The organism is Amycolatopsis sp. A133 (assembly GCF_031082405.1).
Classification (GTDB): Bacteria; Actinomycetota; Actinomycetes; order Mycobacteriales; family Pseudonocardiaceae; genus Amycolatopsis.
Map to the genome: position 1 here is coordinate 124,745 of NZ_JAVHJU010000020.1, position 18,978 is coordinate 143,722.

At 72.8% G+C, this 18,978-nt stretch carries 15 protein-coding genes and 1 pseudogene; 9 read left to right on the forward strand and 7 right to left on the reverse strand.

From position 1 onward, the window contains the following. Nucleotides 1-130: 130 nt before the first annotated feature. Nucleotides 131-2,527, forward strand: a complete 2,397-nt coding sequence (locus tag Q5425_RS17100) for a hypothetical protein (RefSeq protein ID WP_308673231.1) — start codon at nt 131-133, stop codon at nt 2,525-2,527. A 60-nt stretch (nt 2,528-2,587) separates the two neighbouring features. Here Q5425_RS17100 and Q5425_RS17105 read toward each other — a convergent pair whose 3' ends face one another. From Q5425_RS17105 to Q5425_RS17120, 4 genes are read right to left on the reverse strand one after another with little or no spacing between them, the layout of a single operon-like run. After that, nucleotides 2,588-3,352 (reverse strand): MHYT domain-containing protein, encoded by a 765-nt coding sequence (locus Q5425_RS17105; RefSeq protein ID WP_308673232.1) that lies wholly within the window; start codon nt 3,350-3,352, stop codon nt 2,588-2,590. A 12-nt stretch (nt 3,353-3,364) separates the two neighbouring features. Continuing rightward, the gene (locus Q5425_RS17110; protein ID WP_308673233.1) at nt 3,365-3,757 is read right to left on the reverse strand and encodes a DUF742 domain-containing protein; all 393 of its coding nucleotides are present in this window, start codon (nt 3,755-3,757) and stop codon (nt 3,365-3,367) included. Further along, complete coding sequence (locus Q5425_RS17115) at nt 3,754-4,251, reverse strand: roadblock/LC7 domain-containing protein (RefSeq protein WP_308673234.1); 498 nt, start codon at nt 4,249-4,251, stop codon at nt 3,754-3,756. The genes Q5425_RS17110 and Q5425_RS17115 overlap by 4 nt, the downstream gene beginning before the upstream one ends. Then, nucleotides 4,248-6,872, reverse strand: a complete 2,625-nt coding sequence (locus tag Q5425_RS17120; RefSeq protein WP_308673235.1) for an ATP-binding protein — start codon at nt 6,870-6,872, stop codon at nt 4,248-4,250. The genes Q5425_RS17115 and Q5425_RS17120 overlap by 4 nt, the downstream gene beginning before the upstream one ends. Before the next feature lie 355 nt (nt 6,873-7,227). On the opposite strand from Q5425_RS17120, the gene Q5425_RS17125 reads away from it, so the two are divergent. Then, nucleotides 7,228-8,487, forward strand: a complete 1,260-nt coding sequence (locus tag Q5425_RS17125) for a low temperature requirement protein A (protein WP_308673236.1) — start codon at nt 7,228-7,230, stop codon at nt 8,485-8,487. A 330-nt stretch (nt 8,488-8,817) separates the two neighbouring features. Here Q5425_RS17125 and Q5425_RS17130 read toward each other — a convergent pair whose 3' ends face one another. After that, nucleotides 8,818-9,285: a MarR family transcriptional regulator gene (locus tag Q5425_RS17130; RefSeq protein WP_308673237.1), complete on the reverse strand. Its 468-nt coding sequence runs from the start codon at nt 9,283-9,285 to the stop codon at nt 8,818-8,820. A gap of 79 nt (nt 9,286-9,364) precedes the next feature. Between Q5425_RS17130 and Q5425_RS17135 the strand changes: the two genes are divergently transcribed. From Q5425_RS17135 to Q5425_RS17160, 6 genes and pseudogenes are all read left to right on the forward strand, one after another. Beyond that, complete coding sequence (locus Q5425_RS17135; RefSeq protein ID WP_308673238.1) at nt 9,365-9,721, forward strand: DUF6292 family protein; 357 nt, start codon at nt 9,365-9,367, stop codon at nt 9,719-9,721. Then, complete coding sequence (locus tag Q5425_RS17140; RefSeq protein ID WP_308673239.1) at nt 9,702-11,498, forward strand: thiamine pyrophosphate-requiring protein; 1,797 nt, start codon at nt 9,702-9,704, stop codon at nt 11,496-11,498. The genes Q5425_RS17135 and Q5425_RS17140 overlap by 20 nt, the downstream gene beginning before the upstream one ends. Then, a complete protein-coding gene (locus Q5425_RS17145; RefSeq protein ID WP_308673240.1) occupies nt 11,495-11,806 on the forward strand; it encodes a hypothetical protein in 312 nt (103 codons plus the stop codon). The genes Q5425_RS17140 and Q5425_RS17145 overlap by 4 nt, the downstream gene beginning before the upstream one ends. After that, nucleotides 11,803-12,860, forward strand: a pseudogene (locus Q5425_RS17150) (SDR family oxidoreductase). Before Q5425_RS17145 ends, Q5425_RS17150 begins: the two are co-directional and overlap by 4 nt. A 111-nt stretch (nt 12,861-12,971) precedes the next feature. Continuing rightward, nucleotides 12,972-13,412, forward strand: a complete 441-nt coding sequence (locus Q5425_RS17155; RefSeq protein ID WP_308673241.1) for a hypothetical protein — start codon at nt 12,972-12,974, stop codon at nt 13,410-13,412. A 228-nt stretch (nt 13,413-13,640) separates the two neighbouring features. After that, complete coding sequence (locus tag Q5425_RS17160) at nt 13,641-14,420, forward strand: hypothetical protein (protein ID WP_308673242.1); 780 nt, start codon at nt 13,641-13,643, stop codon at nt 14,418-14,420. 3 nt (nt 14,421-14,423) lie between these two features. On the opposite strand, the gene Q5425_RS17165 is transcribed toward Q5425_RS17160, so the two are convergent. Continuing rightward, nucleotides 14,424-15,581, reverse strand: coding sequence for a helix-turn-helix domain-containing protein (locus Q5425_RS17165; protein ID WP_308673243.1), 1,158 nt, complete (start codon nt 15,579-15,581; stop codon nt 14,424-14,426). A gap of 154 nt (nt 15,582-15,735) precedes the next feature. Between Q5425_RS17165 and Q5425_RS17170 the strand changes: the two genes are divergently transcribed. Continuing rightward, entirely contained in the window at nt 15,736-16,917 is a 1,182-nt protein-coding gene (locus Q5425_RS17170) for an oxygenase MpaB family protein (RefSeq protein ID WP_308673244.1), read from the forward strand. Nucleotides 16,918-16,929: 12 nt separating this feature from the next. On the opposite strand, the gene Q5425_RS17175 is transcribed toward Q5425_RS17170, so the two are convergent. Beyond that, complete coding sequence (locus Q5425_RS17175) at nt 16,930-18,774, reverse strand: RICIN domain-containing protein (protein ID WP_308673245.1); 1,845 nt, start codon at nt 18,772-18,774, stop codon at nt 16,930-16,932. Between the last annotated feature and the right edge of the window lie 204 nt (nt 18,775-18,978).

The window sequence follows — 18,978 nt, forward strand, 5'->3', positions numbered from 1 at the left end:
TGTTCGTTTCGCTTTTTCAGCGCCCGGGTGAGAGTGCTTCAACCGCACTGCCGGAACGGCATAGGATTTTCCTTCGCTCGGGAAAACGTTTCCCGGCGCATTCCGGCAAACGAAGAATCGAGGACCATCCATGCGAAGACGCATGCTGGGGGCGGTCCTGCCCCTGGTGCTCACGGCGGCCACGGCCGCCCCGCTGACCGCGGCCGCCGATCCCGCCCCGGCGGTCTCGGCGCTGACGAAGTCCGTGCAGGGCACCGGTTCGCCCGCCGCGCACGGCGCGACCGCGAACTGGGTCGTCGGCTACGAAGACCACGCCACCACGACCGGCGCCGCCACCATCACCGACGCCGTCGGCGCCGGGCAGACCTACCAGCCCGGTTCCCTGCACGTCCCGCCCGGCTGGACGCCGGAGTGGTCGACCGACGGCAGCACGTTCACCGGCGCCGAACCGGCGTCCGGGGTCACCGCGGTCCGCGCGACGAACCCCACCGCCGGTCCCGACGCGACCCAGCTGACCGGCGCCCTCACCCCGCCCGTGCAGGCGGTCACCACCGCGACCGGCGGCGACGGCTTCACGCCGATCCTGTACCGCACCCCGAGTGGCGTGCTGCAGGCGTGGAACATCTACCACCACCTGGGGGCCACCGCACCGAAGGTGGTCTGCACCGACCTCGCCACCGGGCAGCGGTGCCCGGGCGGCCCGTGGCCGAAGGTGCTCAACACCGCGCCCGGCCCGCTCGGCACCCTGGGGGCCGGCGACATCGCCACCACCATGGTCGAGCAGTACGTGCGCGACCCCGCGTCGCCCGCGAAGGTCTACTACCCCGCCGTCACGGCGGCTTCCGTCGGCGTCGCCTGCCTGGACATGGCCGCCGCGGCCAACTGCGGCTACTGGTCGCTGGCCGCCATCGGCGGCTCGCCCGCGGTGAGCGGCCTCACCGGGTTCGTCGAAACCGGCGGCAACCTGTACGGCCTGGTCACCAGCGGCGCGGTGGTCTGCTGGACCATCGCCACCCAGAGCGCCTGCGGCGGCCAGCCGTACGCGCCGATCGCGCCGCCGATCAGCGGCAACCCGTACGTCTACGGCGCGCTGGACGTCATCGCGGGCAAGGTGTTCGCGTCGTCGTCGAACCCCGGCACCGCGCAGCAGCCTTCACTGGGCTGCTTCGACCCGGCGACGGCCACGGCGTGCGCCGGCTGGGCGACCTGGCGGCCGACGGGACCGGCGGGGAACTTCACCTACAACGCGTACACGGCGTTCAACGCGGCCGGCGCCCCGGTGGGCGTGTGCTCGTCGACGACCGGCGGCACCAACGTCACGACGTGTTACGCGGTGGACGGTTCCGCACTGCCCGCACCGCCGGGCGCGGCCGCGCTGCCGGCCGGGACGTACGTCTTCAACCCCGAGGTCGTCACCGACCCGAGCGGCCACGTGCGCAGCTACCTCCCGGTGTGGAACGGGGGTATCGCGGGCGCGGCGCTGTGCCACGACTGGACGACGGGGGCGGCGTGCGCGGGGCTGCCCGCCCGCATCACCCACCCGTCGGTGAACGGGGGCGCGACGCGGGACTACGGCTACGCGTACGACCCGCCGACGGGCTGCCTGATCGGCCTCGGCGATGCGGGCGTGCTGTTCTCGATGGACCCGGCCACCGGCGCCACGCCGTGTGTCCGTTCCGGCGGGCAGGTCACGCTGCGCCCGGGTGATTTCTACTGCGACGGCGGAAGTCACGTCCAGGGTTACACCGCGGCGCGGCTGACGGGCATCGACCCGGCGAACGTCGACTTCGCGGCGTCCCGGGTGACGGTCGTCGACCAGGACGGCGCCGTGGTGCCGACGCCGGGCTTCGCCCCGGACGGCTCGGTCGACCTCACCGGCGTCTCGGTGGCGGCGCACCCGTCGATCACGGTGACGACGACACTGGTCCTCCACAGCGCGGCCGGCTTCAGCGGTTCGCTGGTGGTCGACTTCGCGGGCGACGCACCCCAGCTGTGCTTCCGCACGACGATCACCAACGACTGCATGGTGACGTCGGTGGCCAACACGGCGACCGGAACGGACTCGACGGGTTCGTTCACGTCCAACACGGTGACGCTCCCGGTGGCCCCGGGCGCCGCGTGCACCCCGAAGGTGACCGTGGAGAAGGAGATCTGCACGGCGGTCCACCCGGCCCAGTGCGGCCCGGGCGGCGCCGGACCGTGGGCGAAACAGGCCCCGGTCGGCCTGCTCGGCGTGCTCGCCGCGTCGGCGTACTGGCGGATCACGGTGACGAACCAGGGTCCGGTGGGGATCACGTCCGCACAGGTGGTGGACACCGTGGAGCCGACGTGCCAGACGGGTCCGTTCACGCTGGCGGCGGGCCAGTCGAAGCAGGTGTACTGCGCGACCTACGCGCTGCTGAACCTGTTCCCGATCACCAACAAGGCGAAGGTGACGTACGTGCCGGTGAACGTCCCGCCGGGGACGCCGCCGTCCACAACGGACTGGTCGTCGGCCAAGGCCTGTTCGCTGCTGTGCAGCCTGTAGGGAGGTGAGCCGGGCGGCCCGCGGGATGTTCCCGCGGGCCGCCCTCTCTTCGGCGGCGGCTCACACCGTGACGGCTTCCTCCGCCGGTGGCTCGGCGGCCTTCGGCGAGACCGCCGGCGCCATCAGGACCGCGCACAACGGCACCGCCATCGCGATCGCCGCCAGCACGAACACCGGGAACAGGAAGGAGAACACCTCGGCCCCCGCCGGGTCCGGGGCGGTCGTGTCCATGGTCATCCGGACCGCCGCCATGCCCGTGTAGTGCATGCCCGTCACCGCCGCGCCCATCACGAAGCCGGCCAGCAGCCGCAAGGAGAGCCGGTCGAGGAACACCGCGAACCACAGCGCCGCCGTCGCCGCCACCACCGCGATCACCACCGAAAGCGCCACCAGCACGCCGTCGTAGCCGAAGTCGCCCTTCACCCGCAGCGCCGACATTCCCGTGTAGTGCATGACGTTCACCGCCAGGCCCGTGATCACGCCACCGAGGGCGAGGCGCCACCAGCCGAACTTCGCGCGGCCGCCCACCACCACGAGCCCCGCGAACACCGCCGTCACCGAAAGAACCGCCGACAGCACCGTGCGGAAGATGTCGTAGCGGACCGGCATCCCGGGGGTGCTGAAACCGAGCATCGCCACGAAGTGCATGAGCCAGATGCCGACGCCGCCGATCGAGATCGCCGCCAGCACCAGCCACCGCATCCGGTGGCGGGGGTTCGCCGCGTGGCGGGCCTGCACCGCGCACGCCAGCCCGAGCGCGCAGCCGACCACCGACGTCAGGTAGGCGAGCACGAGCAGCCAGTGCCCCAGCGCAAAATGCTCCATGGCGGATCCTCTCTACAGGTCGCGCAGCCCGTGCAGCACGCGCTCCATCAGGTCGTGGCGCTCGCCCCAGGTGGCGGTGTCCGAAAGCGTGTCGCGGACGATCACCAGGTTGTCCTGCATCAGGTCCGCCACGAGCACGCGGACCACGCCGAGCGGCAGGGCCAGCAGCGCGGCGACCTCCATCAGCGACCGCGGCCGGACGCACAGCTCGAGGACCTCCGCCGGCGCGCTCGACGTCTGGTAGCCGGCTTCGGCCCGGCCGTCGCCGGTGGTCTCGACCAGCGCTTCGACGGCGATCTCGACCGACGGCGCCGTCCGGCCTTCCGTCCACGCGTAGGGGCGGGCGAGCGCCGGGCTGCGGCGCGGCTCGTCCCCGTGCGGACCGGGCGGCGGATCGTCGATCACCGGTGGTCCTGGGCCACCGGTATCTCGCGCGCGGGCACGTCGACCTTCTGCCCCACCCGCTCGACCAGCATCGTCATCTCGTAGCCGACCAGCCCGATGTCGCAGCCGGTCGAGGCGAGCACGACGAGGTTCGAGCCGTCGCCCACGCTCATCAGCAGCAGGAACCCCTGCTCCATTTCGATCACCGACTGCACCACCCGCCCGGCGGTGAACAGCTCCGCGGTGCCCAGCGACAGGCTCGATAGGCCGGCCGCGATGGCCGCGAGCTGGTCGGCGCGTTCGCGCGGGAGCGCTTCGTCGGCGGCCACGAGCAGCCCGTCGGCGGAGACGAGCACGGCGTGCGCGACCCCCGACACGTCCTGCACGAACCCGTTGACCAGCCAGTTCAGCGTGGCCGTCCGTTCGGGCGGCACGGCGGGGAAGGCCGGTGTCCCGCCGAAGGACCGGGACGGCGGGGCGGCGCGGCGAGTCGGGGAGCCGGGGAGTTCCGTCATCGGGGATCCACTTCGTCGTTTCCGGATCGTTCGGCGCGGGCGGCGGTTTCCCGCCGGGCCGCGCGCATGCCCTGGTAGTGGCGCGAGAGGCTGCTGCGGACGGCGGCGGCGTCGCGGAACACGCCCCCGCTCTGCTCGCGCCCGCGCGGAACGACCGCCCCGGGAGCGAGCTGCGCCCCGGGCCGCCGGGTCGGCAGCCCGGCGTCGGTGAGCGGCTGCGCGGCCACGGGCTTGAGAGCGCTTTCGGCGGCGTGCCGCGTGCGGTCGGCCGGCGTGTCCCACTCACCGACGGTTCCGGGCCGGGCGCCGGGCGCTTCGACGGAGGTGGGCGGGTCCGTGGGGTCGGCCGCATGCGACGCCGGCGCTGCCGGTTCGGCTGGAACGGTCCCGGCTTCGGCGCGGGCAACCGGGTCCACCGGCTCGGCCGGGGAGGCTCGATGCCCCGCACGGGATCCGGCCCCACCCGCCACCGCGACCGAAGACACCCGATCCCCCGGCTCGGCCGGAGAATCCCGGCGCCCTGCCCGAGAGCCGGCTTGACCGCCCTCGTCCACCGCCGGCCACTCCACCGGCGTGGCCACCCCGTTCCGGCGGACCACCGGCTCGGCCGGCGGCTCGGTGAACCAGCTCGTCACGACCTGCTCGAAGATCGGCGTCGAGGCCTGGGCCGGCACCACCGGCGGCCGCGGGTGGTGCGTGCGGTCCGGGCCTGCCGTCACCAGCCGGCCCGCGCCGATCGGGCGGGCCAGGTCGGCGAGCACCAGTGCGCCCGGGACGTGGACGCTCGCCGTCACCCCCGCGTGGCGCGCCGCCGTTCCGGTCGCGCGCAGGCGGACCGTCACGCCGTGCAGCGCCGCGAGCCTGCCGACCACGAACAACCCCATCCGGCGGGTCGTCTCCGGGCCGACCGTGCCGGCCGCGGCGAGGCGGTCGTTCACCGCCTCGAGCTCCGCCGGGGTCAGGCCCAGTCCCTGGTCCACGACCTCGATGAGCAGGCCTCCGTCGGCGCCGCGGTCGGCCGTCAGCGCCACCTTGTGCTCCGGCGGCGAGAACCGGGTCGCGTTCTCCAGCAGCTCGGCGAGGATGTGCACCACGTCCGCGGCCGCCTCGGGCTGCACCGAGCTGCGCGGTGCGTTGCCCAGCGCCACCCGCCGGTAGTCCTTGACCTCCGACGTCGCCGCGCGCAGCAGGTCGCGCGTCGGCACCGGTTCGCGGCCGTGGCGGACCGGGCGGCCGCCCGCCAGGACGTGCAGGTTCTCGCCGTTGCGGCGCAGCCGGGTCGCGATGTGGTCGATGCGGAACAGCTCGTCGAGCCGCCGCGGGTTCTGCTCGCCCGCTTCGAGGTCTTCGATGATCGACAGCTGCTGTTCGATCAGCGACTGGCTCCGCCGCGACAGCGTCACGAACATCTCGCTGACCTGCTTGCGCAGCTCGGCCTGCTCGACGGCGAGCCGCACGGCCTGGCGGTGCATGTCGTCGAACGCGCGGGCCAGCTGCCCGATCTCCTCGTCCGTCCGGACCCCCGAGCCGGGCACCGCGCGCCAGTCGACGTCGTGGCCCTCCCGGACCTGCCGGACGGTCTCCGGGAGCTGTTCGTTCGCCGCGCGCAGGGCGGCCGCGCGCAGCCGGCGCACCGGCGTGACGAGCGAGCGCACCACCAGCAGCGCGATCGCGAGCGCGCCGAGCAGCGCACCGAGGACCAGCGCGGTGTCGCGCAGCGAGTCCGACCGGGCCCGGTCGGCCGCGGCCGAAACGTCGTCCGCCAGTTTCGCCGCGACGTCGGTCAGCACGGCCGTCACGCCGGTGGTCTCGGCGGTGATCGAGGGCAGCAGCGACGCGAGCGGGCGGCCGCCGCCCGGCTCCTGGAGGGCGTCGAGCCGGCCGTCTGCGGCACCGGTCGCCGCGGTGAACCGGGTCAGCCGGTCGCCGGTCAGCTGGTGCTCCGCCTGTTCGACGAGGACCTCCTGCTCGGCGGCGGTCTGGATGACGGCCGGGCGCAGCGAAGCGTCGTCCGGGCTGTTCTGCGCGGCCCGCCGGTAGGTCTCTTCGGTGGCCAGTTCGCCCCGCAGGTGCACCAGCAGCCGGGCGGTCTCCGCGCCGGCCGCGGTCTCGGCGCCGGCGTCGGCCGGGACGAACGCGGGCACGAGGTCGCCGAGGGTGGCGATGATGTCGTTGTAGCCGGCGGCTTTCGTGCGGACGTCGCCGCCGCCGTCACCGGCCGCGCGGATCCCGGCGAGCTTGCCCAGCGCGGTGTTGAGCGCCCGGCCGGTGTCGGCGGGCAGCGGCGCGAAACCGGCGTCGCGCTGGATCGCGGCCACCTTCGCGTCGACGGCCGCGGTCAGCGTGTCCGGCGCGCCCGCCGGGACCGCCACCGCGGCGACCATCTCCTGGCCCAGCGCCCCGGTCAGGTCGATCGTGTCGCGCAGCACCGGCAGCCGGTCACGGGCCGCGCTGAGCGCGGTCGCCCGGTCGAGTTCACCCTGGATCCGGATTTCCGCGAGCGCCACCGCGACCAGGACCGGCAGCAGGAGGACGACGCTGATCTTGGTGCGGACGCTCCAGTGCGCCGGCCACCACGCGGCGTCCGCCGACCGGCGGAGCGTGGATCTGCTTTCGTGCATGGCGGAATCGCTCGATTCCCAGCCGCGCGCGCACGGCCGATGTCGAACTCGGACAGGACGAGGAACCCCAGGGGAAGACGTGGCGTTGATCGAGCCGATCAGCAGAAGACATCACGTCCGGCGCCCTTGTCAACCCCGCGCAGCGGCGTTTCGACCAGGCCGGATCGAATTATTTCCGCGGCTCACGCATTGTGGTCCGGCGGTCGCTGCTTGCACACCGTTCAAGCATGTTCGTGCAGCTCCAGGGCCTACCGAGGGGTAGACAAGGCCCGCCATCAAGCTGGCGGCAGAATTACCGACAGCGGCAGGCGGGGCGAATTCGGCCATTGTTCGGGCGGTGTGTTATTAATTCCCCGTGACCGATGTGGACGAAGGCGGCAAGCGGGTCGGGTGGGTCGAGCTGTACTTCGACCTCGTCTTCGTGTTCGCGGTGGGGCAGGTGGCGCACGGCGTCGTCGCGGACCCGCACTGGGCGCGCGCCGCCGCCGCGCTCGGCCTGTTCGCGACGCTGTGGTGGACGTGGATCGGCTTCGCCGTGCTGTACAACCGCCGCGGCGACGACGGCCGCGTCGCCGACCGGCTGTTCGTGCTCACCGGCACGATCCCCTGCGGGATCGCCGCCACCCAGGCGCACCACGTCTTCGAAGGGCACCCGGCGATCTTCGCGGTGGCGATGGCCGCGGTCCGCGTGGTCTTGGCGGCCGCGCACCGGTGGCCGGCGCGCAAGGGACTCGACCAGCGGCGGGTCAGCTGGGGCTACACGGTTTCGGCGGTGCTGTTCGGCGTGTCGGCGGTCGTCCCGCACGGGTGGGTGCTGTGGGCGTTCGCGCTGCTGCAGGAGGCGGGCTTCCTGTTGCTCGGCGACCGGCACGACCGGCATGACCGGCGCCGCGGCGAGCGGCCCACGCGGGAGGCGAGGTGGCGGACCATGCTCGCGCCGCCACGCGACCCGAACCAGGCGGTCGACTCGGCGCACCTCGCGGAGCGGTTCGGGCTGTTCATGATCCTGCTGCTGGGCGAACTGGTGATCACGGTCGGCACGGCGGCACTGGAACGGCCGGCCGACGACCTGGGGTACTGGCTGGCCCTGGCCGGCGGCCTGGTCCTCGCGGGCGCGCTGTGGTGGGTGTACTTCTCGTCGGCGGTGGAGATCTACGAGCGCATGCTCGGCCTCTCGGGCGGCAACCCGGCGCTGGCGTATTCGCTGTACGCGGGCGGGCACCTGATGCCGGCCTTCGCGTTGCTGCTGATGGCGGCCGGGGTGAACCTCTCGCTGCACGAGTCCCCGCCTCCGGCGGCGGTGTGGTTCACGACGGCGGGCCTGACGATGTACCTGGCCGGGACGAGGGTCTTCGCGGCGGGCTCCCACCGCTGGTACTTCGGGCTGGCCCGGGTGGCCGCCCTGGCGGCCACGGTGAGCCTGGCGTTCCTGGGCCGCCTGCTGCCGGCCCCGGCGGTGGTCCTGGTGATCGCCCTGTGGGCAGCGGCCTCGGCAACGGTGACGGCCCTGATCCGCCACCGCACCCTGACCAGTTTCGACGCCGACCCGGTCGCCTTCCTGCGGCAGGTCGCCGACCGGCGCCGGACGGGCGGGCCGAGCGAGTCCGACACCTGACCCGCGTGATCCCAACCGGAACTCGCGTGATTGAGGCCGGAACTCGCGTGATTCAAGGCGGAACTCGCGTGATTGAGGCCGGAACTCGCGAGTTACGGGTTCCATCACGCGAGTTACGGGTCTGATCACGCGAGTTACGGGTTCCGTCACGCGAGTTACGGGTCTGATCACGGGGGTTGCGGGTCTGAAGGCGCGAGCGACTCGCGGGAGCCCTGCTCGTCGACCAGGCTCCGCGCTTCCTCCAGCACCTGCGGGGACAGCATCAAGTTGGTGCAGTTCCGACGTTCGCGGGTACCCGTTCTTCCCAACGGAAAACCTTTTTTCCCGCCTTTACGTTGTGTCACGCAACAGTGGACGCGAATCCGCTTCGACCGCCCCCGCGAACCGCTCGAACGCGGCGATCGTGGCCGCGCGGGTCCCGGCGTCGAGCCGGTTCAGCACGCCCGCCAGCACCCGGCGGCGGTCGCGGTCGACCCGGTCCACGAGCTGCCGCCCCGGTGCGGACGGGGCGAGCAGCGTTTCCCGCCGGTTCAGCGGGTTGGGGGCCTTTTCCAGCAGGTTCAGCGCGACCAGCCGGTCACACGCTCGGGTGACCGACGACGGGTTCATCGCCAGTTCGCGCGCCACCCGGCCCATGGTGACGGGGGTCCGGTCGACCACCACCCGCAGGGCGCGGAACTGGGTCAGGGTCAGCTGCTCGGTGTTCCGCTCGACCGTCGAGTCGGCGATCAGAACCATCGCCCGCAGCGCCGCCAAGGCCGCGCCGGTGCCGTCTTGCTCCCGCCACGTTTGCGTCACGCAAGTATGGTAGACAGCAAAAGCGGGTACAGCGATTCGTGAGCGCCGACGGCGACCGCGAAAGGAGGCGTCCGCGCCGGTGAAACCCGATCCCGGGCACCTCGAGGCCACGGCCCTGCGCGACTACGTCGAGACCGTCGCCGAGCTGCTGCGTGTCGAACCGGCCGCGTCGTGGAGCGAATACGGCCCTCCGTCGACCGCCTACATCGCACTGGCCGCGCGGCACGGGGACCGGTTCCTGATGCTGCTGTGGGCCGCCGACAGCGGGTGGTGCCTGGCCGTGGAACCGGACGGAGCCGAAGAGCCGGCGGTACTGGCCCGGTGGCCCGAGCCGGCGCGGCCGCAACCGGCCGTCGTGGCCCGCCGGGTCCACCAGGCGCTCACCGAAGCGGCACCGCACGGCAAAGGGAGTACTCATGAGCCAGACAGTCGGTGACTACCTGCTGCAGCGCCTGCGCGAGTGGGGCGTGGAGCAGGTCTTCGCCTACCCGGGCGACGGCATCAACGGGCTCGTCGCCGCCTTCGGCAAGGCGGACAACCAGCCCCGCTTCGTGCAGGCCCGGCACGAGGAGATGGCCGCCTTCTCGGCGGTCGGCTACGCGAAGTTCAGCGGCAAGGTCGGCGTCTGCATGGCCACGTCGGGCCCGGGCGCGATCCACCTGCTCAACGGGCTCTACGACGCGAAGCTCGACCACGTCCCGGTGGTCGCGATCGTCGGGCAGACCGCGCGCAGCGCGATGGGCGGCAGCTACCAGCAGGAAGTGGACCTCCAGGCGCTCTACAAGGACGTGGCGAGCGAATACCTCGTCGAGGTCAACGTCGCCGAGCAGCTGCCGAACGCGCTCGACCGGGCGATCCGGACGGCGCAGTCGTCCCGCTGCCCGACCGCCCTGATCATCCCCGCCGACCTGCAGGAGGAGGCGTACTCGCCGCCGCAGCACGCGTTCAAGCAGGTGCCCTCGAGCCCGCCGAGCACGGCGTGGCCCCGGCCGGTCCCGCCGGAGCAGGACATCGACGCGGCGGCCGAGGTGCTCAACGCCGGCGAGAAGGTCGCCATCCTCGTCGGGCAGGGGGCGCGCGGCGCGGCCGGGGAAGTCCGCCAGGTCGCCGAGGTGACCGGCGCCGGCGTGGCGAAGGCGTTGCTGGGCAAGGACGTCCTGCCCGACGACCTGCCGTGGGTGACCGGCTCGATCGGGTTGCTCGGCACCCGCCCGAGCTACGAGCTGATGCGCGACTGCGACACGCTGCTGATCGTCGGCTCGAACTTCCCGTACAGCCAGTACCTGCCGGACTTCGGCCAGGCGCGGGCCGTGCAGATCGACCTGGACGGCCGGCTGATCGGGATGCGCTACCCGACCGAGGTCAACCTCGTCGGCGACAGCGGGGCCACGCTGCGCGCGCTGCTGCCGAAGCTGACGGCCAAGCCGGACCGCTCGTGGCGCGAGACGATCGAGAAGAACGTCGCTTCCTGGTGGGAGACCGTCGAAAAGGAAGCCGCGGTGGACGCCGACCCGGTGAACCCGATGGCCATCGTGTCCGAGCTGTCCAAGCGGATCCCGGAGAACGCCATCGTCACCGCGGACTCCGGCTCCTCCACCAACTGGTACGCCCGCAACCTCCGCATCCGCGGCGACATGCGCGGGTCGCTGTCCGGCACCCTGGCCACGATGGGCCCGGGCGTGCCGTACGCCATCGGCGCCAAGTTCGCCCACCCCGACCGGCCGGTGATCGCCCTCGTCGGCGACGGAGCCATGCAGATGAACGGCCTCGCCGAGCTGATCACCCTCGCGCGCTACCACACGCTCTGGAGCGATCCGTGCTGCGTGATCTGCGTGTTCCACAACAACGACCTCAACCAGGTCACGTGGGAGCTGCGCGCGATGGGCGGCGCGCCGAAGTTCGAGGAGTCCCAGTCCCTGCCGGATGTCGACTACGCCGGTTTCGCGCTGTCGCTGGGCTTGGCCGCCGTCACGGTCGACAAGCCGGACCAGCTGGCCTCGGCCTGGGAGACCGTGCTCACGGCGGGCAAGCCGGCGGTGCTGGACGTCCGCTGCGACCCGGACGTGCCGCCGATCCCGCCGCACGCCACCTTCGAGCAGGTGAAGTCGGCGACCGAGGCCGTCCTCAAGGGCGACCCCGACGCGTTCCACCTCGTCGCCCAGGGCGTCAAGACGAAGCTGCAGGAGTTCCTGCCGGGCGGGAAGGACCGGTGACGCGCGGGGTCGCGGCGGCGCGAGCGGTGTGGGGCGGCGGCATCCTCCTCGCTTCCCGGTCCCTGCCGGTCCCACGGGAGGTGGCGCTGGCGCTGGGCCTGCGCCACCTGGCCCAGGCCGCGGCGGTGCTGCGGCGGCCGGACGGCCTGATGGCCCGCTGGGGCTGGACGATCGACGTGGCGCACGGCGTGAGCATGCTCGGCCTGGCCGCGGTGTCCCCCCGGTGGCGGGCGGCGGCGCTGGCGAACGCGGTGGTCGCGGCCGCCTGGGCCCGCGCGGCCCGCAGTGGACAACGGAGGCAGTCATGAACCAGGTCGTCGTCGTGACGGGGGCCAGCGGGGGCATCGGCCGCGCCGTCGCCCGGGCCTTCGGGGCGCGGCACGCCCGGGTCGCCCTGCTGGCCCGCGGCGAAGAAGGGCTCGAAGCCGCCGCCGAAGACGTCACCCGCGCCGGCGGAACCGCGTTGCCGATCCGGGCCGACGTCGCCGGCTTCGACCAGGTCGACGCCGCCGCTTCCCGGGCCGAGCAGGAACTCGGCCCGATCGACGTGTGGGTGAACGTGGCGTTCACGTCGGTGTTCGCGCCGTTCGAGGAGATCGAGCCGGACGAGTTCCGCCGCGTCACCGAGGTCAGCTACCTGGGTACGTGCACGGCACGCTGGCCGCCCTGCGGCGCATGAAGCCGCGGGACCGCGGCACGATCGTGCAGGTCGGCTCGGCGCTGGCGTACCGCGGAATCCCGTTGCAGAGCGCGTATTGCGGCGCGAAGCACGCGATCCAGGGGTTCAACGAGGCCCTGCGCTGCGAGCTCCTGCACGACGGCAGCCGCGTCCGCACCACGATGGTGCAGATGCCGGCGGTGAACACGCCGCAGTTCTCGTGGGTCCGGTCCAAGCTGCCGCACCAGGCCCAGCCGGTGCCGCCGATCTACCAGCCGGAGGTCGCCGCCCGCGCGGTCCTGCACGCGGCCGCGCACCCGCGCCGCCGCGAGTACTGGGTCGGCGGCAGCACGGTCGGCACGCTGATCGCGAACGCCGTCGCGCCGGGTGTCCTCGATCGCTACCTCGCCCGGACGGGGTACCGGTCCCAGCAGACGGGTGCGGAGAAGCCGGCGGCCGGCCGGAGAACCTCTGGTCGCCGGCGGATCGCACGCGGGATTTCGGTGCGCACGGCCAGTTCGACGACGAGGCGACGACGAGGAGCGTGCAGCTGTGGGCGAGCCGGCACCACGGTGCCGTCGCCGCGGCCGGGGGTGCCCTGGCCGCGACGGCGCTGGCGGTGTGGCGGCGAGCGCGGGCGTAACTCGCGGTTCGTCCCCCGGTCGCCCGTCGAGAGGCGGAGCCCGGCGGCGATCGGGACGTAGCCGTCGGACATCGGCCGAAAGGACGAGGCCGCGACGCCCGGACCGCCCCTTCGGCCGAGGTGACCTGCCCCTTCCCTCCCTAGCTTGATCGTCAGGTGGGGAGGAGGGACCATGAAGTTCACCGCCAAGCGAGTCGTCGTCTCCGGGGCCGTGGCCGCGGTGGCCGTGGTCGCCGTCGGGGCCACCGTGCTCGCCACCGCCGCCGATCCCGTCTCGCCCGAAGTCACCAGCACCACCCCCGCCGAAGCCGGGCACGAGAACGAAGGCAAGTACACCGCCGGGGACTACGTGCTCAACGTGCACGAACTCAACGACGACGGCGAAGGCATCAGCACCGCCATCGGCCCGCACACCACCTACTACTCGAAAACCCTGCACCGCAACGGAAATCGCTCCCACACGGTTGTCAAGTTCTCGGCCGGGCCGGACGCCGACGGGCCGATCTTCTTCAGCTACCCCGTTCCCGCGCCCGGCCGGGTCGTCGGCTGCGTGGCCTCCGGGACCGAGGCCGCGCCGCAAGTGCGGTGCGAGACCCAGTTGCCCGCGAGGTGATCGGCTCGGTACAGTCCGAAGCAACGCCGCGTTGCCCCTTCGAACCCGGGAGCACGACGTGCGTATTCTCCTCTGCCTCGCCGCTGTCCTTCTCACCGTCCCCGTCGGCAGCGCCGACGCCGCCACCGCGCGGAACTGGCCCGGTGATCCGGCCGTCGCGGTCGCCGATCCCGCCGGGGTGCTCGGCGACAACGTCAGCGGGCTTTCCTTCGACGGCCCCGATGTGCTGTGGCGGTCAAGAACGGCCCGGGTACCCTCCACCGCCTCGTCCGCAGCGGGGGCAGCTGGCAGCCCGCCGCCGGCTGGAAGCTGCACTACCGGGACGGCAGCGGCGACCCGGACGCCGAAGGCGTGGTGGTGACGCCCGACGGCGTGTTCGCCGCGACCGAGCGCGACAACAACGAAGACGGCAGCCGGCTGAAGGTGCTGCGGTACCACCCCGGGTCGACGGCGGAGTCGCTCGACGCGGCCGCGGAATGGGACTTCACCGACGACCTGCCCGCCGTCGACGACAACGGCGGCTTCGAGGGCATCACCTGGATCCCGGACTCCTTCCTGACCGCCGGCGGCTTCCGCGACGACCGCACCAAGGTCCCGTACGACCCGGCCGCCCACCCCGGCCACGGGACCGGGCTCTACTTCCTCGGCCTCGAGGACGAGGGCCGGATCCACGCCTACGCCCTCGACCAGGCCGGCGGCGGGTTCACCCGGGTGGCGTCCTTCTCGGCCGGCTTCCCGAACGTCATGAAGCTGGAGTTCGACCCGGTGACCGGCAGCCTCTGGTCGCTCTGCGACGACACCTGCTCCGGCAAATCGGCGACGCTGAAGCTCAGCGGCGGCAAGTTCACCGTCACGGCGACGTACGCGCGGCCTTCGAAGATGCCGAACTACAACAACGAAGGGTTCGCGATCGCCCCGGCCTGTTCCGCCGGGCGCCGCACGGTCGTCTGGTCCGACGACGGCAACGACGGCGGCCACGCCCTGCGCACCGGGACGCTGACCTGCTGAGGGTCACAGCCCGAGCGCACTCACCAGCAAGGCGGACACCGCGGCCCGGTGCTCCGGGTGGTCCGCCCACCGCAGCCGGCGCCCGGCTTCGACCACCACGCCGAAGCCCGCGTGCACCAGCACCCGCGCCTGGCGCGCGTCGAGGTCCGGGCGGGCCTCGCGCAGGTGCTGCTCCCAGACCGCGATGTGCTCGCGCTGCGCCGCGACCAGGGGGCGGCGCAGCGCGTCCGGCAAGCCGGCGATCTCCGCGTTGGCCACGCTGTTGAGAGCGCTGTGCTCGAAGCTGTACGCCACGTACGTCGCCGTCAAGGCGCTCAGGGCGTCGTGCGGGCCGGCCGTCGCGCGGAGGTTGTGGTCGACCGCCTGGGCCAGCAGGCCCGCGGCCTGCAGGCACGCCGCCGCCAGGATGTCGGCCTTGCCCGGGAAGTACCGGTACAGCGCGGACGGCACCAGCCCGACCGCCTCGGCGATCCGGCCGTTCGTGACGGTGGCGAACCCGTCCCGTTCGAACAGGGGGACGGCGGCCGCGAGGATCTCCGAACGCCGGGTCCGGGGCACCGGCGGGGCGGGGATCTCGACGAAGGGCGCGTGCGCCGCGGCGGGGCCGGTCGCGGCCACGCGCCGGGCGGCGGCCCGCAGCAGGTCTTCGACCCGGCGCTGGGCGATCGAGTTGTGGTGCATCGTGACCGACCCGATGGCCCCGAGCGCCGCCACCGCCCGCAGGTGCTCGCCGGGCCACGGGTGCTCGCGCCGCACCGCCGCCGCCACGCGCTCGACGACGTGCGCGAACTTGCCCGCCAGCAGCCTGCGGTCGTCGCGCTCGAGGTACCGGGCCTCCCACCGGTACACACCACCGGTCTCGCGGTGGGCGACGGTGACCCGGGTGACGGCGGCGAAGATCTCCGCGAGGGGTGCGTCCGGGGGCACTTCGGCGAGCGCGGCCACGAGCCGGTCCGCCATGACGGTCGCGCACTCGGCGAACAACGCGTACTTGTTCGGGAAGTGCCGGTACAGCGCGGCCGCGGTGATGCCGACGCGGGCGGCGATCTCCTCCATCGACGCCGCGTGGTAGCCGCGCTCGCTGAACACCGCGGCGCCCGCCTCGACGATGAGCTGCCTGCGGTTGCGGGGCCGGACGGCCGCGGCCGGCTCGGCGGTCACCGCGGAAACCGGGCTGGGGTACGCGAGCGTCGGGCCATGCGTGTCAGTCAACCACAGGGCGGCCGGGTCTTGCCGACGCGCGAGTCAGCTTCTATGTTAATCAGGAATCTCCTCACGAAGAGCCCATTACCTATCAAGGAAGCTAGGTAAGTAAATGAGCAATCTCAGCAGGAGGAACGTTCTCTCCCTCGGTGTCGCGCTGGGTCTGGTGAGCGCGGCGAGCGCCGTCCCGGCCTGGGCGTCGACGGCGGGGGCCGACCCGTGGTGGGTCTGGGACGACGAGGTGGACCGCCTGGTGGCGGGGCTCGTCGACAGCGGCCGGGTGCCCGCGGTCAACACCGCGCTGCGGTCGTGGGTGGACAACGACGACCCGCTGCCGACCGGCTTGCCCGCCGACCTCGCCGCCTGGCTCCAGGGGGTCAACCGGCTGCCCTCCTGGGCCGACCCCGCCAAGCTGCGCCGCGCCGCGGACTTCAACCGGCGCAAGGACACCTACCTGTTCCTGCTCTACGGCCTGGGCAGCGGCATCATGAGCACGGTGATCCCGCGGGAGGCCCGGTCGGTCTACTGGTCCGCGGGCGGCGCCGACATGCAGGACCGCGCGGCCAAGACGTTCACCTTCGGCTACGACCTGAGCGAAGCCGGTGCGTTCGAACCCACCGGCCAGTTCGTCGTCACCGCCAACAAGACGCGCCTGGTGCACGCCGCGGTGCGCCACCTGCTGCCGCAGTCGCCGCGCTGGCGGGCGGTCGCCGACGAGCGGGTGCCGATCAGCAACGGCGACATCCTGGTCACCTTCCACAGCCTCGGCACCTTCGTGCACCGGAAGCTGCGCGAATGGCACGTCCCGATGTCGGCCGCGGACGAGGAGGCCTTCCTGCACCAGTGGCAGGTCGCCATCCACCTGCTCGGCGTGCGGGACGAGTTCATCCCGAAGACGTGGGCCGAGGCGGACGCGCAGTCGGCCCAGGTGCTCACCCCGCTGCTCGCCCCGACACCCGAGGGCAAGGAGCTGGCCGCCGACCTGCTCGGGCTGACCGCCCAGATCGACCTGGGCGTCACCCGGGGCTTCCTGAACGAGTTCGTGCGGTACGTGCTCAGCAACGAGGTCGGCGACTGGCTCGGCCTGCCGCGCGACTACGCCGCCGCCACCCTCGTCCGCACGGGGTGGCCCGCGTACATCGCGTTCCGCGAAGGCCTGCTGCCGATCGCCCCCGCGGGCTTCTACCTCTTCGACCAGTTCGTCCGCGCGCTCGCCATGCTGTTCCTCAACAAGGGCCGGTCCTCGACGAGCACGCCCATCACCATCCCCGCCGGCAACCGGCCCGGCGCCTGAACCCGCCGGACGTCAGGCCGGTCCCCGGCCCCACAGCCGCCAGGTCTGGTTGAGCGGGCTGTTCTGGGTGACCGGCCGGCACGTCCACTGGAGGACCTGGGCGCGGGCCGCGGTGGAGACGCCGCTGACGTCGACGCACTTGCCGCTGTGCCGGGCGACGAGCTGGTAGTCGTGGGAGTCGTTGCCGCCGTAGGTGACCCGCCGCGGCGTGAACTGCTGGTTCGTGGCGCCGTCCGTGCAGGTCCGCTGCTGCACCGCGGCACCGTCGTCGGCCGCGGCGCCGGCCACCTCGAGGCACTTGCCGCTCTGCTGGTTGACGACGGTGTACGCGCCCGCGGCGCCGGGCACCGGGCGGAAGGTCCACAGCTGCCGGTCGTCGCCCTCGCAGAAGTCCTGCTGCTGCCGGTTGCCGTCCGCCGTGCCCGAGTCCGTGTTGTCCAGGCACAGCTGGGAGTGCTGGGCGACGGCGACGGACTGGAAGCCGCCGTCCGACGGGGGCAGCAGGGTGATGCTGAGCGCGTCGTCGATCGTGGTGTGCGGCAGATCGACGGTCACGGCGTTGCCGGACACCGCCGCCACGGAGTCCCGGATGGTGACCGGGCTCTGGACCGCCGCACCGCCGTTGTACGGGATCCGCTGGACGACGACCCGTACTTGGCCGTTCTGCACGATGCCCGCGGTGGTGTCCAGGCGCTGCAGGGCGACCGAGACGTTCCCCGTCGTGCCGCCTCCGCCGACCAGGATCTTCGCGACGCCGGCCGCCTTCGTGGCGAACGCGTCGTAGGCCGGGCTGGGCTTCGTGGCCACGATCTGCCCGGTCTGCGAGCCGTAGAAGCGGTAGGCCCACCATTCGCCCTTGGGCTGGTGCCGTCCCGCGGAGTTGCGGACGAGCAGGTTGCCCAGATCGTTGTGCAGGTTCCCGCCGCCGGCCCAGTTGGCGCGCAGCCCGTCGGCGCCGGCGCGCTCGAGCCGGGTGATGTACCAGGCGCCGTCACCGGGGTTCTGCTCGTTCGAAGCCCCGTATTCGTTGATCTGGTACGGCCGTGGGTGCGGGATGCCGCGCGAGCCGAGCGACGCGTCCGCGGCGGCGACGTTGGCCACCGGGTCGCCCGGCAGGGAGTGCCAGCTGACGATGTCCGGCACCGTGCCGGAGCCGCGCACGAAGTCGAGGTACTGCGTCCACCAGCCCGGCGAGGTCGACGGGACCCCGGCGAGGCTCGGGCCGACGATCGGCTGCGCCGGGAACGCCGAGCGGACGCGCTGGTACGTGCGGCGCCACAGCTCGAAGTACTGGCTCTGCGGCCGGTTCCAGAACAGCGAGATGTTGGGCTCGTTCCACAGGTCCCACTCCACCGGGGCACCGGTGGCCCGCACGTCGCCGAGCAGGCGGGTGAGGAAGGCGTCGTAGTCCGTCCAGTCGCCGTTGTCGCCCGGGAACCGGGAGATCGGGTAGCCGTCCGCGCCCCAGAGGTCGTGCACGAGCAGGACGAACCGCCCGCCGAGCGACCGGGTGCGCAGCAGCTGGGCCCGGGTGGCGTTCCACCGCCGGTCGTACCGGCCCGACACCCAGCCACCCGGGCTGTCCAGCTGCGCGCCCCCGGCCCGCATCGCCTGGAAGCGCACGTCGCGGTAGAAGTGGTCGGCCGGGGCCGCGGCGTTCTCGGTCATGCCGTAGATCCACCCGGAGGCCCGGTAGGTGGGCGAGCCGCCCGCGGCGGAGAAGTCGGCCGAGATCGACTCGTCCGCGGCACTGACCGGCGCGGGAAGAGCCACGGCGGAGGCACCGGCCAGTGCTCCGGAGATCAGCAGGGCGGCCAGGCCACGGCGCACGCGTGGCCGCTGACGTGAGGTGTCCACGACGACTCCTTCGGCGGGGGACGTGCGGAGGTCGAACGCCGCTCATCGAACCGGTTCGACCAACAAGGAACGTACGCTGCACGCAATCCACCGACAATCGGCCGAATGGAGGCGAACCGGTTCGCGCACGCGACGACCACAGCACGGTCCACCGCGGATCGAGGCACGACCGGCGGCCACGCCCAGACCTCCCCCACCGCCCGG